14 protein-coding genes are annotated in these 14,153 nt (G+C 69.0%); all 14 read left to right on the top strand.

What is annotated here, in order from left to right:
- Positions 1–4 precede the first annotated feature (4 nt).
- Genes ACXAFN_RS03475 through ACXAFN_RS03540 form a run of 14 tightly spaced genes read left to right on the top strand, consistent with a single transcriptional unit; the run spans position 5 to position 14,153 of the window.
- Positions 5–550: a COG4648 family protein gene (locus tag ACXAFN_RS03475; protein WP_474986208.1), complete on the top strand. Its 546-nt coding sequence runs from the start codon at positions 5–7 to the stop codon at positions 548–550.
- Positions 535–2,205, top strand: coding sequence for an ApeI family dehydratase (locus ACXAFN_RS03480; protein WP_474986210.1), 1,671 nt, complete (start codon positions 535–537; stop codon positions 2,203–2,205). The genes ACXAFN_RS03475 and ACXAFN_RS03480 overlap by 16 nt, the downstream gene beginning before the upstream one ends.
- Positions 2,198–2,938 (top strand): glycosyltransferase family 2 protein, encoded by a 741-nt coding sequence (locus ACXAFN_RS03485; RefSeq protein WP_474986212.1) that lies wholly within the window; start codon positions 2,198–2,200, stop codon positions 2,936–2,938. The genes ACXAFN_RS03480 and ACXAFN_RS03485 overlap by 8 nt, the downstream gene beginning before the upstream one ends.
- Positions 2,935–3,879, top strand: a complete 945-nt coding sequence (locus ACXAFN_RS03490; RefSeq protein ID WP_474986214.1) for an LpxL/LpxP family acyltransferase — start codon at positions 2,935–2,937, stop codon at positions 3,877–3,879. The genes ACXAFN_RS03485 and ACXAFN_RS03490 overlap by 4 nt, the downstream gene beginning before the upstream one ends.
- Positions 3,863–5,419 (top strand): HAL/PAL/TAL family ammonia-lyase, encoded by a 1,557-nt coding sequence (locus ACXAFN_RS03495; RefSeq protein ID WP_474986215.1) that lies wholly within the window; start codon positions 3,863–3,865, stop codon positions 5,417–5,419. The genes ACXAFN_RS03490 and ACXAFN_RS03495 overlap by 17 nt, the downstream gene beginning before the upstream one ends.
- Positions 5,406–5,846, top strand: coding sequence for an acyl-CoA thioesterase (locus tag ACXAFN_RS03500; RefSeq protein WP_474986217.1), 441 nt, complete (start codon positions 5,406–5,408; stop codon positions 5,844–5,846). The genes ACXAFN_RS03495 and ACXAFN_RS03500 overlap by 14 nt, the downstream gene beginning before the upstream one ends.
- Entirely contained in the window at positions 5,843–6,409 is a 567-nt protein-coding gene (locus ACXAFN_RS03505) for a LolA-related protein (RefSeq protein ID WP_474986219.1), read from the top strand. The genes ACXAFN_RS03500 and ACXAFN_RS03505 overlap by 4 nt, the downstream gene beginning before the upstream one ends.
- Positions 6,406–8,712 carry an MMPL family transporter gene (locus tag ACXAFN_RS03510; protein WP_474986220.1) on the top strand — a complete coding sequence of 769 codons (2,307 nt, stop codon included), beginning with the start codon at positions 6,406–6,408 and terminating at the stop codon, positions 8,710–8,712. The genes ACXAFN_RS03505 and ACXAFN_RS03510 overlap by 4 nt, the downstream gene beginning before the upstream one ends.
- Positions 8,699–9,952: an NAD(P)/FAD-dependent oxidoreductase gene (locus tag ACXAFN_RS03515; RefSeq protein WP_474986221.1), complete on the top strand. Its 1,254-nt coding sequence runs from the start codon at positions 8,699–8,701 to the stop codon at positions 9,950–9,952. The genes ACXAFN_RS03510 and ACXAFN_RS03515 overlap by 14 nt, the downstream gene beginning before the upstream one ends.
- Positions 9,949–10,542 carry a DUF3261 domain-containing protein gene (locus ACXAFN_RS03520; RefSeq protein ID WP_474986222.1) on the top strand — a complete coding sequence of 198 codons (594 nt, stop codon included), beginning with the start codon at positions 9,949–9,951 and terminating at the stop codon, positions 10,540–10,542. Before ACXAFN_RS03515 ends, ACXAFN_RS03520 begins: the two co-directional genes overlap by 4 nt.
- Entirely contained in the window at positions 10,527–11,717 is a 1,191-nt protein-coding gene (locus ACXAFN_RS03525) for a beta-ketoacyl-ACP synthase (RefSeq protein ID WP_474986224.1), read from the top strand. Before ACXAFN_RS03520 ends, ACXAFN_RS03525 begins: the two co-directional genes overlap by 16 nt.
- Positions 11,714–12,172 (top strand): hotdog family protein, encoded by a 459-nt coding sequence (locus ACXAFN_RS03530; RefSeq protein WP_474986225.1) that lies wholly within the window; start codon positions 11,714–11,716, stop codon positions 12,170–12,172. The genes ACXAFN_RS03525 and ACXAFN_RS03530 overlap by 4 nt, the downstream gene beginning before the upstream one ends.
- Positions 12,169–12,894: a 3-oxoacyl-ACP reductase FabG gene (fabG, locus tag ACXAFN_RS03535; protein WP_474986226.1), complete on the top strand. Its 726-nt coding sequence runs from the start codon at positions 12,169–12,171 to the stop codon at positions 12,892–12,894. The genes ACXAFN_RS03530 and fabG overlap by 4 nt, the downstream gene beginning before the upstream one ends.
- Entirely contained in the window at positions 12,894–14,153 is a 1,260-nt protein-coding gene (locus tag ACXAFN_RS03540; RefSeq protein ID WP_474986228.1) for a beta-ketoacyl-ACP synthase, read from the top strand. Before fabG ends, ACXAFN_RS03540 begins: the two co-directional genes overlap by 1 nt.

Here is a 14,153-nt window from a genome sequence, read left to right on the forward strand (position 1 = left end):
CACCATGGGAACGCTCAAGCCTCTGCTCCTGCTGGCAGGACTTGGCTGGCCCCTGCTCGTCTGGTGGCTGCATGACGATGTCGGCAGCTGGCCGCTGCTGGTGGGCGGCGTGCTGCTGCTGGCCTGGAGAATGCCCGAGGCCCGCCGGCTGGCGATTCTCGCCGCCGCCTGTCTGGGACTGATCGGGCTGCTGATCGACCCGGAGCTGGGCATGCGCGCCTATCCGGTGGCCGTCAATGCCGTGATGCTCGGCGTCTTCGCCGCCAGCCTGTGGCGCGGCCGGCCGGTCATCGAGCGCCTGGCGAGACTGCGCGAGCCCGAGCTGCCTCCGGCCGGCGTGCGCTATACCCGGCGCGTGACCCGAGCCTGGTGTGGCTTCTTTCTCGTCAACGGCGGTATCGCCGCCTGGACGGCCCTGTACGCCGATCTGGCCGTGTGGTCCCTGTACAACGGCGTCATCAGCTACGGGCTGATCGCCCTGATGTTTATCGGTGAATGGCTGTGCCGTCGCCGCCTGCGCAGAGAGTCCGCTTCATGTACCTCCCCCTGACCCGGCTGCCCTGGCGCCGCAACACCGAGGCTTCCCCCGACCTGTCTGCCGCCCCCTGGTGCCGCCCTGGCGATCTCGCTGCCCGCATCGATGCCTGGCGGCAGTGGCTCGATGGACGCCCCGAAGGACGTTGGCTGCTCCACGACAGCGATCCGGCCGCCTTCTGCGCCGCCCTGCTGGCGCTGTGGGAGAGCGGTCGCAGCGCCGTATTGCCCGGCGACGATCGCCCGGCGACGCTCCAGAGGCTCGCCGAGCAGGTCGATGGCATCCTGCCCGAGGCGCCGCCTGCTGCCTCCGACCAGCCCGTCGCCGCCCCCGAACGGCTGGCCCCGACACGCGAGGCCCTGGTGCTGTATACCTCGGGATCCACGGGCGAGCCCGTCATGCAGGCCAAGCGGCTCGACCAGCTGGAAACGGAGCTGGACGCCCATGCCGGTCTTTGGCCGCTGGACGGCGAGGCCGTCATCTCCCAGGTCAGCCACCAGCATATCTACGGCCTGCTGACCGGCGTACTGCATCCGCTGTGCCAGGGCGTGCCGTTCTGCGGCGACGACAGCCGCTATCCCGAGGTCATGGCCGCCCGCCTCGCCGAGGCAGAACAGGTCGGGCGTCGCCCCACCGTGATCAGCTCTCCTGCCCAGCTGTCGCGCCTGCCGGATCATCTGACCTGGCGCTCGCCTCGCCGCGTGATGTCGTCCGGCGCCCCGCTGGCGGCGGCGGATGCCAAGCGGACCGAATCCCTGCTCGACGCCCCCGTCATCGAACTCTACGGCAGCACGGAAACCGGCGGCATCGCCTTTCGGCGGCAATCGCTTCACGACGACTGGCAACCGCTGCCAGGCGTCGAGATCGCCCTGGAAGAGGAGAATCTGGCGCTGCGTTCCCCCTACCTTGAGCATCCTGACCGGTGGTGGCACCAGGCGGATCGTGTCGCCGTCACGGACCGCGGCTTCCGCCTGCTGGGACGCGCGGACCGGCTGATCAAGCTCGCCGGCAAGCGCGTCTCGCTGACCGCCGTCGAGCGCGATCTGATGGCGTTGCCCGGCGTCATGCAGGCTCGCGGCATCAACCTCGGACGCGCCGACGAACGCCTCGGCGCTGTCTTGGTCATGGCCGACGATGCCCTGCCTCACGACCACGACAGCCGGCGGCAGCTGATCGCCCGGCTGCGCGGCCATCTGGCCGCGTCCCAACCGTCGGTGGCGATACCGCGCTACTGGCGCTTCGTCTCGTCGCTTCCCACCAATGCACAGGGCAAGCTCGACGGCGCCGCCGTGACTCGGCTGTTCGCCGATCTTGAAGATACCCGGCGACCGCGCTGGCTGGGCGAGCATCGGGAGAATCCCGAGACCTGCCGCGTGACGCTGGAAGTCCCGGAGCGCCTGTCCTATCTGGAAGGACACTTCGACGGTTTCCCGCTGGTCCCCGGCGTGGTCATGATCCAGTGGGCCATCGAACTGGCCGGCGAGGCCTTCGGCGCGCTCGGAGGCTTCCGGGGCGTGGAGCGCCTGAAATTTCAGCGCATTCTGCGCCCGGGAGCGCGTTTCATGCTCCGGCTGGAGAAACGGCCGGGCAGCCTGACCTTCACCCTGGACTCCCGGGACGGCCGCCATGCCAGCGGCCGGATACGCCTGGCGGGGGACGACGATGGCTGATCCGCTCCCCTGCGCCCTGGTACCGGTCTACAACCACCCGGGCACCATTGCCGGCGTCTGCATGACGCTCGAGGCGTTGAACCTGCCCATAGTGCTGGTCGACGACGGCAGCGACGAAGCCTGCCGGCGTGAACTCGATCGCCTGGCGGCACGTGGCCACCACCTGGTGCGCCTGGCCAAGAACCGCGGCAAGGGCTCGGCAGTCCGAGCCGGCCTGCACGAGGCCGAGCGTCTGGGCTACAGCCATGCGCTGCAGGTGGACGCCGACGGCCAGCACCGCGGCGAGGATCTGCCCGCCTTTCTGAACGCCATGCGCGAAGCCCCGCAGACCTTGGTCGTTGGCCACCCCCGCTATGACGCCAGCGTGCCGAGGGCGCGTTTCTATGGCCGCTACGCCACTCACGTCTGGGTCTGGATCAACACCCTGTCACTGCAGATCCGCGACACCATGTGCGGCGTCCGTCTGTACCCGGTGGCACCGCTCAACCGACTGCTGGCCCGTCACGCCTGCGGGGATCGCATGACCTTCGACACCGAAGTACTGGTGCGCTGGTTCTGGGCCGGCGGCGCGCTGCGCAACCAGCCGGTGCACGTCCATTACCCGGCCGATGGCGTCAGCCACTTCGCGCCCTGGCGCGACAACCTCCAGATCAGCGCCATGCACACCCGGCTGTTCTTCGGCATGCTGCTGCGCCTGCCTCGGCTGCTGACCAGGAGGAGGTGGCGAACATGACACGGCGGCACTGGGCGAGGATCGGCGAGCGCGGCACCCTGACCGGGATGCTCGTCATGGTGGGCATTCGCCGCCGCCTGGGAAACTGGCCCTTCCGGGTGGCACTGGGCCCGGTCATCCTGTGGTACTTCCTGACCCATGGCCTGGCCCGCCGCGCCTCCAGCGACTACCTCACGCGCCTGGATCCGAACCTGGCCAGGCGGCCCCTGGCGCGCCGGTGGCGCAGCTACCGCCATTTCCTGGCCTTCGGCCGCTCGCTGATGGACAAGGTCGCCGCCTGGAGCGGCGAGTATCCGCCTTCTCGCCTTCACGGCGACGGCGTCGATCGCTTCACGTCGGCGATCGCCTCGGGGCGCGGCGGACTGGTGCTGGTCGCCCATCACGGCAACCTCGAGGTGGTCAATGCGCTGAGCGATCGTCATCCGGACCTGGACCTGACGGTGATGGTGCACACTCGCAACGCCCGCAAGTTCCACGACCTGCTCGAACGCGCCACCGGGCGCCGCCAGCCCGATCTGCTGGAAGTCACCGAGATCTCCCCGGCCACCGCGCAGCACCTCGACGAGCGTATCCGGCGCGGCGGCTTCGTGGTGATCGCCGCCGACCGAGTGCCGGTCGGCGCCGGTCGGCGACGCCGCGTCGATTTCCTCGGCGCGCCGGCCGACTTTCCCGAGGGGCCCTTCCGCCTGGCAACGCTGCTGCGCTGCCCGCTGTACACCCTGTCGTGCGTGCGCGAGGACAACGGCTTCCACGTCGATTTCGCCACCTTCGACGATACTCGCGATCTACCACGTCGCCAGCGCGAGGCCTGGCTCGAGGACGCCATGCAACGCCATGCCGACCGGCTGGCCGAGCGGGTTCGCCGCCATCCCCTGCAGTGGTTCAACTTCTATCCGTTCTGGCCCGACGACACGGAGGCCCGCCATGAACAATGCCAATGACACCCAGGCGCCGCTTTACCTCGATGGCACCCACGTCGCCCTCGAGACGATCCTGGAAGTCGCCGAGGGCCGCCGCCCCGCGCGTCTCTCCGAGGATGCCGCCTTCCGCAAGCGCATCGCACGAGGCAGCGCCTTCCTGGAAACGCTGCTCGAAGAGGACGGCGTGGTCTACGGCGTGACCACCGGCTACGGCGATGCCTGCACTCGCGCCGTGCCGGCGGAGGACGTGGCCCAGCTGCCCCATCGTCTCTACACCTTCCACGGCTGCGGCCTCGGCGAGACCCTGTCGGTCGAAGCCGCCCGCGCCGTGGTACTGGTTCGGCTGATCTCGCTGTGTCGCGGCGTCTCGGGCGTCAGCCTCGAACTGCTCGAGCGTCTGGCCTGGCTGCTCGAACACGACGTGGTGCCGGTCATTCCCGAGGAAGGGTCGGTGGGCGCCAGCGGCGATCTGACGCCACTTTCCTACCTCGCCGCGGTGCTGTGCGGCGAGCGCGAGGTGATCGACAACGGCCGGCGCCGCCCCGCCGCCGAGGCCCTGGACGAACGGGGGCTCACGCCCTATCGCCTCAAGCCCAAGGAAGGCCTGGCGCTGATGAACGGCACCGCGGTGATGACCGCCCTGGGCTGCTTCGCCTTCGTCCGTTGCGCCTACCTGTCCCGGCTGGCCACCCGCATCACGGCGCTGTCGGTGCACGCTCTGGCCGGCAACCCCTATCACTTCGATGCCGAGCTGTTCGCCGCCAAGCCGCATCCCGGACAGGGGCGGGTCGCCGCATGGCTGCGTGAGGACCTGCACACCCCCGACACACCGCGCAACTCGCCGCGGCTGCAGGACCGCTACTCGACCCGCTGTGCGCCTCACGTGATCGGCGTGGTCGAGGATAGCCTGCCCTGGTGGCGTCAGTTTCTGGAAAACGAGCTCAACAGCGCCAACGACAACCCGCTGATCGACGCCGACATCGGCAAGGTCATGCACGGCGGTCACTTCTATGGCGGCCACGTGGCCTTCGTCATGGACGGCCTCAAGCAGGCCGCCGCCAATCTCGCCGACCTGCTCGATCGCCAGCTGGCCCTGCTGGTCGATACCCGCTACAACCACGGCCTGCCGAGCAATCTGAGCGGTGCGTCGCTGGAACGCCTGCCGCTCAACCATGGCTACAAGGCGGTGCAGATCGCCGCCTCGGCCTGGAGCGCCGAAGCGCTCAAGCTGACCATGCCGGCCAGCGTCTTCTCGCGTTCGACCGAGTGCCACAATCAGGACAAGGTCAGCATGGGCACCATCGCCGCCCGCGACGCCCTGCGCGTGCTGACGCTGGTCGAGCAGGTCACCGCCGCCGCCCTGCATGCCGCCTGCCAGGGCGCTGAACTTCGCAGCCGGCGGGACGACGCCGATCCGCTGCCGGAGCGTCTGGCCGCCTTCCTCGACGAATGCCGACGCGATATCCCGCCGCTGGGCGAGGATCGCGCCCTGGACGCGGAGCTCAAGCGCCTCTGCGAGCGGATTCGCCACCGCCACTGGAGCCTGTATGACGCCGGATGATCGCCCTCTGCCCAGGGCCGAAGTCGAGCTCGAGATTCCCTTCCACGATGTGGACATGATGGAAGTCGCCTGGCACGGCCACTATGTCCGCTATCTGGAAATCGCTCGCTGCCGACTGCTCGATGCCATCGACTACAACTATCCGCAGATGCGCGACTCCGGCTTCGCCTGGCCGGTGATCGACCTGCGCGTGCGCTACGCGGCGCCGGCGACCTTCTCCCAGCGCATCGCCATCGAGGCACGCCTGAGCGAGTGGGAACACCGCCTCAAGGTCGACTACACCCTGCGCGATGCCGAGACGCGCCGGCGGCTGACCCGTGCCTGGACCGTGCAGGTCGCCGTCGGTCTGGACGACCGGGAAATGCGCCTGGCCTCGCCACCGGCGCTGGTCGATCGGTTGCTGGCCTGGCAGGAGCAGCAGCGATGAGCCGCCGCCGCATCGCCTTCATCCTGCTGCTGGCACTGCTGAGCCTCCCCGCCACCGGTGTCGCCGAGGCAACGCCCGACGCCGACCGGCTCGCCGAGCAGCTTCGCGCACATGCACCCACCTGCGGGCACTTCTCCCAGCATCGCTGGATGGCGGACCTCGACACCGGGCTCGACAGCACCGGCGTCTTCCGCCGCCAGGGCGAGGCGCTGATCTGGCAGACCCTTACCCCGGTGAGCGATCGGGTGCGGCTCGCGCCGGACAACCCGAACCTGCCTCTGGGGCTCAAGGCGATGTTGCCGGTGCTCACCGGTCTACTGGCCGGTGACTGGCAGGCCGTCGAGCAGCACTTTCGGCTGCGCCTCGAGGGACAGCAAGACGCCTGGCAGGCCCGGCTGACGCCACGCGATGCCGCCGTGGCCGAACGGCTAACGGGCCTGCGCGTCACGGGCGGCCAGCGGGTCGAGCGCGTGCGGCTCGAGTTCCGCAACGGAGACCGACTCGAGCTGGCACTGGAGCCGGCGGACTGTGACACGCTGGACATCGAGGCCTCGGCGTCGTGAAAGACCGGACGGCGGCCCATCCGGCCTGGGAACGACGTGCCGCCGGCCTGTGGGCGCTGGCGCTGCTGGCCTGTGCGCTACTGCTGGGTATCCAGCTGTGGCGCGGGGCGCCGCTGGAAAGCCGCGTGACCGCGATGCTACCGGCGTCAGCCCAGGCAGAACGCTTCACCGCCGCCGAGGCCCATCTCGATCGAGCCTTCGCTTCCCGACTGCTGATACTGGTGACAGGGCCCGACGCCGCCTCGGCCATGCCCGACCTGAAGCGGCGCCTGCATGACTCGGGCAGCATCGAGCGTATCGATGACGAGACACCACCGCGTCCCGATCGGCTGCTCGCTCCCTATCGCTACCGGCTGCTGACCTCGACGCTGGCCCATGCCTCCGCCAGCGAATGGCAGGAGCGCGCCCTGTCGCGACTCTTCACGCCAGGACTCGGCGCCGATCCGCGCCGCGATCCCTTCGGCCTGCTCGACGCCTGGCTGAATGATCGGCTGACTGGCCCAGTGACCTGGCAGGACGGCATGCCAGGCGTGACCGCCGAGGGACAACGCTGGCAGCTGCTAAGCGCCCGCCTGATCGGCAGCCCTTACGCCCCTTCCCGCCAGGCACCGCTGGTCGATGCCGTCGACGCCTTCGCACAGGCTCACCCCGAACTGACAGTACTGCGTGCCGGACTGGTCTTCCACGCCGCGGCCGGCACCCGACTGGCCAAGCAAGAGATCACCACCATTGGTCTGGGGTCGCTGCTGGGCATTCTGCTACTGCTGGGCTGGGTCTTTCGCCGCCCCGGTATCCTGGCCAGCCTGCTGCTGCCGGTGGCCGCCGGCATCCTGTTCGCCCTGCCGCTGACCTGGGCGATATTTGGTGCCCTGAACCTGCTGACCCTGGCCTTCGGTGCCAGTCTGATCGGCGTCGCCGTCGACTATGCCCTGCACCTGCAGTGCGCCCGCGCCCTGCATCCCGGGCGTACGCTGACTCGACTGTGGCCCGGTCTGGCACTGGGACTGGTCTCGAGCCTGAGCGCCTACCTGGTGCAACTGGCCACGCCGCTGCCGGGACTGCGCCAGATGGCCACCTTCGCCGCCCTGGGATTGATCGGTGCCTGGCTGACCGTTCGCCTCTGGCTGCCGTACCTGGACTCCCCCCATCATCCCGCGACCGCGGCCATCGCCGCGCGCCTCGAGCGCTGCCGGCTGCCCGCTAAAACGGGACGCTGGCAGGCGGGCCTCGCCGTGCTGCTGCTGGCAGCGCTGGCAACGGCGCTTGGTGGGCTACGCGCCGGTGACGACCTGCGCCATCTCAACCCCTCGCCACCGCTGCTGGTCGACCAGCAGCGGCAGGTCCAGACGCTGCTCGAACGTGGCGGCGGGCAGCGCTATCTGCTGGCCACCGCCGACAGCGAATCCCGGTTGCTGGCTCGCCTCGAGTCGCTGGACGACCCCCTGTCCCGTCTCGTCTCACGGGATCGGCTGCGTCACTACCGCCACCTGGCTCAATCTGTGCCGTCGCCACAGCGCCAGGCCGACAGCCTGCAACGGGTAAGGCAACGCTATGACCAGGCACTGCCCGGCGTGCTGGACACCGCCGGTCTTCCGCTCTCCCTGGCAGAGACCCTCGACGCCTCCCTGGCCGAGGTCCCCGAGCTGACACCGGACGCCTGGCTGAGCTCCACGGCGGGCGAGGCCGACCGCTCGCTATGGTTCACGACCGCCGAGGGTCGCCCCACGGCCCTGGTACTGCTCGATGGCGTCACCCCGCAAGCCGCCCAGGCCCTTGGGACACTGGCCGACGGTACCTCCTGGCTCGACTATCGCGACCGGGTTGCGAGCCTCTCCGATCAGCTCGGCCTGCTGCGTCAGCAGATCGGGCTATGGCTGGCGCTCGCCATGCTGGGGCTGGTGCTGCTCTTCGGCTGGCGCTACCGACGGCGCGCCTGGCGCGTACTGCTGCCACCGGTGGGCGCCGTGGCGCTGACGTTCGGGCTGTTCGTCGTTCTCGGCATGGGCGTGACCCTGTTTCACCTGCTGGGCATGCTGCTGGTGCTGGGGATCGGCCTGGATGCCGGCATCTTCAGCACCGAGCATCCCCGAGACGCTGCCGCCTGGCTGGCCATCAGCCTGTCCTGCGCCTCGAGCCTGCTGGCCTTCGGGCTGTTGGCCTTCAGCGCCACCCCCGCGCTGCACTACCTCGGGCTGACCTGTCTGGTCGGCCTGGTCGCCACCTGGGCGCTGGTGCCCTTCTCCCGGGGAGCGACGCGATCCGACCGACATGACAGGGAGTTCGTCACACATGGAACGGAGTGAGACCACCGATATCGCCATCATCGGCGCCGGCCCGGCAGGTGCCGCAGCGGCCGCCTGGCTGTCGAGACGCGGCCACGACGTGCGCGTGCTGGAGCGCCAGCACTTCCCGCGCTTCTCTATCGGCGAGAGCCTGCTGCCGCAATGCATGACCCACCTCGAGGCCTGCGGGCTGCTCGAGGCGGCTCGTGCCGGCGATTTCCAGCCCAAGAACGGCGCCGCCTTCTGCTGGAAGGGCGCCGAGGCCGCCATCGACTTCCGTGACAAGTTCAGTGCCGGCCCGGGCACCACCTGGCAGGTCGAGCGCGCCGACTTCGATCAGCGGCTGATCGGAGGCGCGCGTCAGGCAGGCGCCAGGATCGAGCATGGCGTAACGGTGGAGAACTTCGCCCCCGACGCGCTCGCGCCAAGGCTGACGCTGCGCGATGAAGACGGCACACGACGCGACCTCCAGGCGCGCTTCGTGCTCGATGCCAGCGGCTACGGGCGTGTGCTGGCACGCCTCACCGGCCTCGACCGCCCCTCGTCGCTGGCCGAACGCAGCGTGCTCTTCACACACGTCGAGGACGGCATCCGCTGCCCCGATCACGATCGCGAGAAGATTCTGATCGGCATACACCCCGCGCATCCTCAGGTCTGGTACTGGCTGATTCCCTTCCGCGACGGACGCGCTTCGGTGGGCGTGGTCGCCGATTCGGCGACCCTGACAGCCGCCGGCGGCAACGACGACGCACGTTTCTGGGCCCTTCTGGGCCAGGAGCCTCGCTTTGCCGAACTGCTCGACCGAGCCAGCGCGATCCGCGACGTGACCCGGCTGACGGGTTATTCCGCCGACGTCGAGCGGCTCCACGGCCCCGGCTTCGCCATCCTCGGCAACGCCGGCGAGTTTCTGGATCCGGTCTTCTCCTCGGGCGTGACCGTCGCCCTGGACTCGGCGCTGCGGGCCGCGCCTCTGGTCGAGCGCCAGCTGGCGGGCCAGGCGATGGACTGGGAGGCCGACTTCGAGACGCCACTACGCCGGGGCGTGGCGACCTTCCGGGCATTCGTCGACGCCTGGTACGATGGCCGACTGCCGCGCATCATCTTCCACGACCGTCAGCCCGAGCGGCTTCGCGGCATGATCAGCTCGGTGCTCGCCGGCTATGCCTGGGACGAATCCAACCCTTTCGTCGCCGCCAGCCGGCGCCGACTCGACCGACTGGCCGAGACCTGCGCCAACGAGGCCATGACCGACATCCCATGATCCGCGACCTGATGCCCTCACGCCCGATCCGACGTCTCGGCTGGTACCGACTCCTGCCGAGCCTGCTGTCGATCGCCCTGTCGTCCTGTGTCCTGGCGCCACCATCGTCCCCATTGCCGCCGGTCGCGACACTGCCGGCAGCGGTGCCAGAGACCTATCGGCTGACCTTCGAGCACGATGACGAACGCCACGACCTCATTGCCGCCCTGCGCCACGATCGCCATTCGCTGCGGCTGGCACTGCTCAGCCCCCAGGGGCAGCGCTTGCTGACCCTGGTGCAGGACGCCGACGGGGCCCGCTTCCTGCCGGATGCCGCTTTCGAGCCCCCCTTCAGCGCCGACTGGCTCGCCAGCCGCCTGAGCTGGGGGCTGTGGCCCGCCGACCGACTGGAAGATGCCTTCAATGACAGCGACTGGCGCCTCGAGACCCGCGGCCAGGAACGTCTCATCTTCAAGGAAGATCATCGGGTCGCTCGCCTGGAGGGCGATGCCCACTGCCGTGTCCTGCAGGACATGGAAGGCGACTATCGACTGACCATCTCTCCACTCGACACACGGACCCGGACGACCGCCCCATGCCGAGCTCCATGACTTCCCGGCCTGCCTCCGGCTTCCGACTGCATCCGCCCGCGATCGTCTGCCCTCTGGGAGACGATACCGAGACGATCGCCGAGCGCCTGTTCGCCGGCCAGCGAGGCCTGACGATCAGCGACGCCTTCACGCCCGGGCGGCCACTGCCGCTGGGTCGCGTCACCACGCTGCTGCCGGATGCATCGGACTGGCCGGCGGCGCACCACTCGCGCAACAATCGCCTGCTGGCCGCGGCGCTGGAGCGTCTGGCGCCGACCCTGGATGCCTTTCGAACACGCCACCCGCAAGCCACTATCGGCGTGGTGCTCGGCACCAGCACTTCCGGCATCGGCGAAACCGAGGACGCTCTGGGCGAGCGGAATGACAACGGCGACTGGCCGGCCGATTTCCACTATCAGCGCCAGGAGATCGGCGCCCCCGCCGCCTTTGTCGCCCACTACCTGGGGCTGTGCGGTCCCGCCTATACGCTGTCCACCGCCTGCTCTTCCAGCGCCAAGGCCCTGGCCAGCGCGCGGCGGCTGCTCGCATCGGGCGCCTGTGACGCCGTGATCGCCGGAGGCGCTGACAGTCTCTGCCGACTCACGGTCAACGGTTTCTCGGCCCTCGAGGCCGTCAGCGACGCGCCCTGCCAGCCCTTCTCGGGAAGCCGCAACGGCATCAACCTCGGCGAGGGCGCCGCCCTGTTCCTGATGACCGGTGAACCAGGCGGCATCCAACTGGCCGGCTACGGCGAAACCAGCGATGCCTATCATATTTCCGCGCCTCACCCCGATGGGATGGGCGCGAAGGCTGCGATGCAGGCCGCGCTCGGCATGGCAAGCATGAAGCCGGGAGATGTTGACTATCTCAACCTGCATGGCACGGCGACGATCCAGAACGATCTCATGGAGGCCAAAGCCGTCACGAGCCTGTTCGAGGAGCCGCCACCGTGCAGCTCGACCAAGAGCCTGACCGGCCACACCCTTGGCGCCTGCGGCGCACTGGAAGCCGCCTTCTGCTGGATGGCCCTCGATGCCGGACGACTGCCGCCGGCGGTGAGCGACGGCGAGCCGGACCCGTCGCTGGCGCCGCTGCCGCTGAACAGCGGCGGGACGGCCCGACTGCGCTGCGCGCTCACCAACGCCTTCGCCTTCGGCGGCAACAACATCGCCCTGCTTCTGGAGAAGACCTCATGACGCCCATCGCCGATCTGGTGCCCCATCAGGGCCCCATGTGTCTACTGGACACCCTCGTCGAGTGCGGCGAAGAGCACCTGATCGCCGCGGTGACGCCGCGCCATGACGACCTCTTCGCCACCGCCGACGGCATTCCCGGCTGGGTAGGCATCGAGTGGCTCGCCCAGGCCGTCGCCGCCTGGTCCGGCGGCCGCGCCAAGGCCGCGGGCGGCACCCCGCGGATCGGCTTTCTGCTCGGCAGCCGGCGCTATCACTGCCAGGTCGAGCATTTCGCCTTCGACCAGCGGATTCGCGTGGAAGTGACGCTCGATTATCTCGCCGACAACGGACTCGCCGCCTTCCGCGGCTGTGTGCGTGATGCTGAGGGACAAGCGCTGGCCGAGGCCACTCTCAACGTCTTCGAACCGGACTCTCCGGAGGCCCTGAACGCCATGCAAGAGGATTCACGTTCATGACCGATACCATTCTCGTCACCGGTTCCAGCCGTGGCATCGGACGCGCCATCGCCCTGCGCCTGGCTCGCGACGGCTTCGACATCGTGCTGCACTGCCGCCAGCGCCGGGACGCCGCCGAGGCGGTCGCCGAGGACATCCGAGGCCTCGGCCGCCAGGCCCGCATCCTGAGCTTCGATGTGGCCGACCGCGAGGCCACTCGTCAGGCCCTGGAGGCCGATATCGAAGCCCACGGCGCCTACTACGGCGTGGTCTGCAATGCCGGCATCACCGCTGATGGGGCCTTCCCGGCCCTCTCCGACGAGGACTGGGACAGCGTCATCCACACCAACCTCGACGGCTTCTACAACGTGGTGAAACCGCTGACCATGCCGATGGTCAGACGGCGCGCGCCGGGACGCATCGTGGTCATGTCGTCGGTATCCGGACTGATGGGCAATCGCGGTCAGGTCAACTACAGCGCCGCCAAGGCCGGCCTGATCGGTGCGATGAAGGCTCTGGCGGTGGAACTCGCCAAGCGCCGCATCACCGTCAACTGCGTCGCCCCCGGGCTGATCGATACCGACATGACCGAAGATATCGCCGGCGAGGAAGCCCTCAAGCTGATCCCCATGCAGCGCACCGGCACCGGCGAGGAGGTCGCGGGCGCCGTGAGTTTCCTGTGTTCCACGGACGGGGCCTACGTCACTCGACAGGTGCTGGCCGTCAACGGAGGCATGTGCTGATGACCACCGACACTCTGAGGGCCGATGGCCTGGGACGACGCGTGGTGGTGACCGGCATGGCCGGTTTCTCGCCGATCGGCAACGACTGGGCAAGCATCCGCGAGCGACTGGCCCGTCTGGACACCGGTATTCGCCACATCGGTGACTGGGATGAATACGAGGGACTCCACACCCGCCTCGGTGCTCCCGTCGAGGACTTCGCGCTGCCCGCCCACTATCACCGCCGGGCGCTGCGCAGCATGGGTCGAGGTGCACGCATGGCCACCCGCGCCAGCGAGCTGGCGCTGGAAGACGCCGGACTGCTGGGCGATGCGCTGCTCGGCAGCGGTCGCATGGGTATCGCCTACGGCGCCTCCGCCGGGGAGCCCGACGCGGTGGCCGACTTCGGCAACATGCTGATCAACAAGTCCACCGACGGCCTGAACGCCAACTCCTATATCCGCATGATGGCGCATACCGCACCGGTCAATATCGGCGTCTTCCTCGGCGTGAAGGGACGTATCCACACCACCTCAAGCGCCTGTACCTCGGGCAGCCAGGGCATCGGTTATGCCTATGAGGCGATCCGCTTCGCGCGGCAGACGGCCATGATCGCCGGCGGCTGCGAGGAACTGTCGGCCTCCGAAGCGGCGGTGTTCGACACCCTGTTCGCGACCAGCACCCGCAATGAGGCGCCGGATACCTCGCCACGGCCCTTCGACGCCGAACGCGACGGCCTGGTGATCGGCGAAGGCGCAGGCACGCTGATCCTGGAGGATCTCGAGCATGCCCGGACGCGCGGAGCCGCCATCCACGCCGAGCTGGTCGGTTTCGGCACCAACAGCGACGGCCGTCACGTCACCCAGCCGGACGCCATCATGATGGAAGCGGCGATGCGTCAGGCCCTGGACGACGCCGGCCTATCACCGGAACAGATCGGCTACGTCAGCGCCCACGGCACCGCCACGGATCGCGGCGACCTCGCCGAGAGCCAGGCCACCCACGCGGTATTCGGCGGCCGACAGCCCATCAGCGCCTTCAAGAGTTTCACCGGCCACACCCTCGGTGCCTGCGGCGCCCTGGAAGCCTGGACGGCCATCGAGATGATGCGCGAAGGCTGGTTCCACGGTACTGCCAATCTCGACCGCCTCGACCCCAAGTGCGCCGAGCTGGATTACCTCAGCGGCGCGGGGCGACGCTTCGACTGCGACTACGTGATGAGCAACAACTTTGCCTTCGGCGGCATCAACACCTCGTTGATCTTCCGTCGTTGGCCCTGA

The sequence above is a fragment of the Halomonas sp. ABH4_019 genome (genome assembly GCF_056159885.1).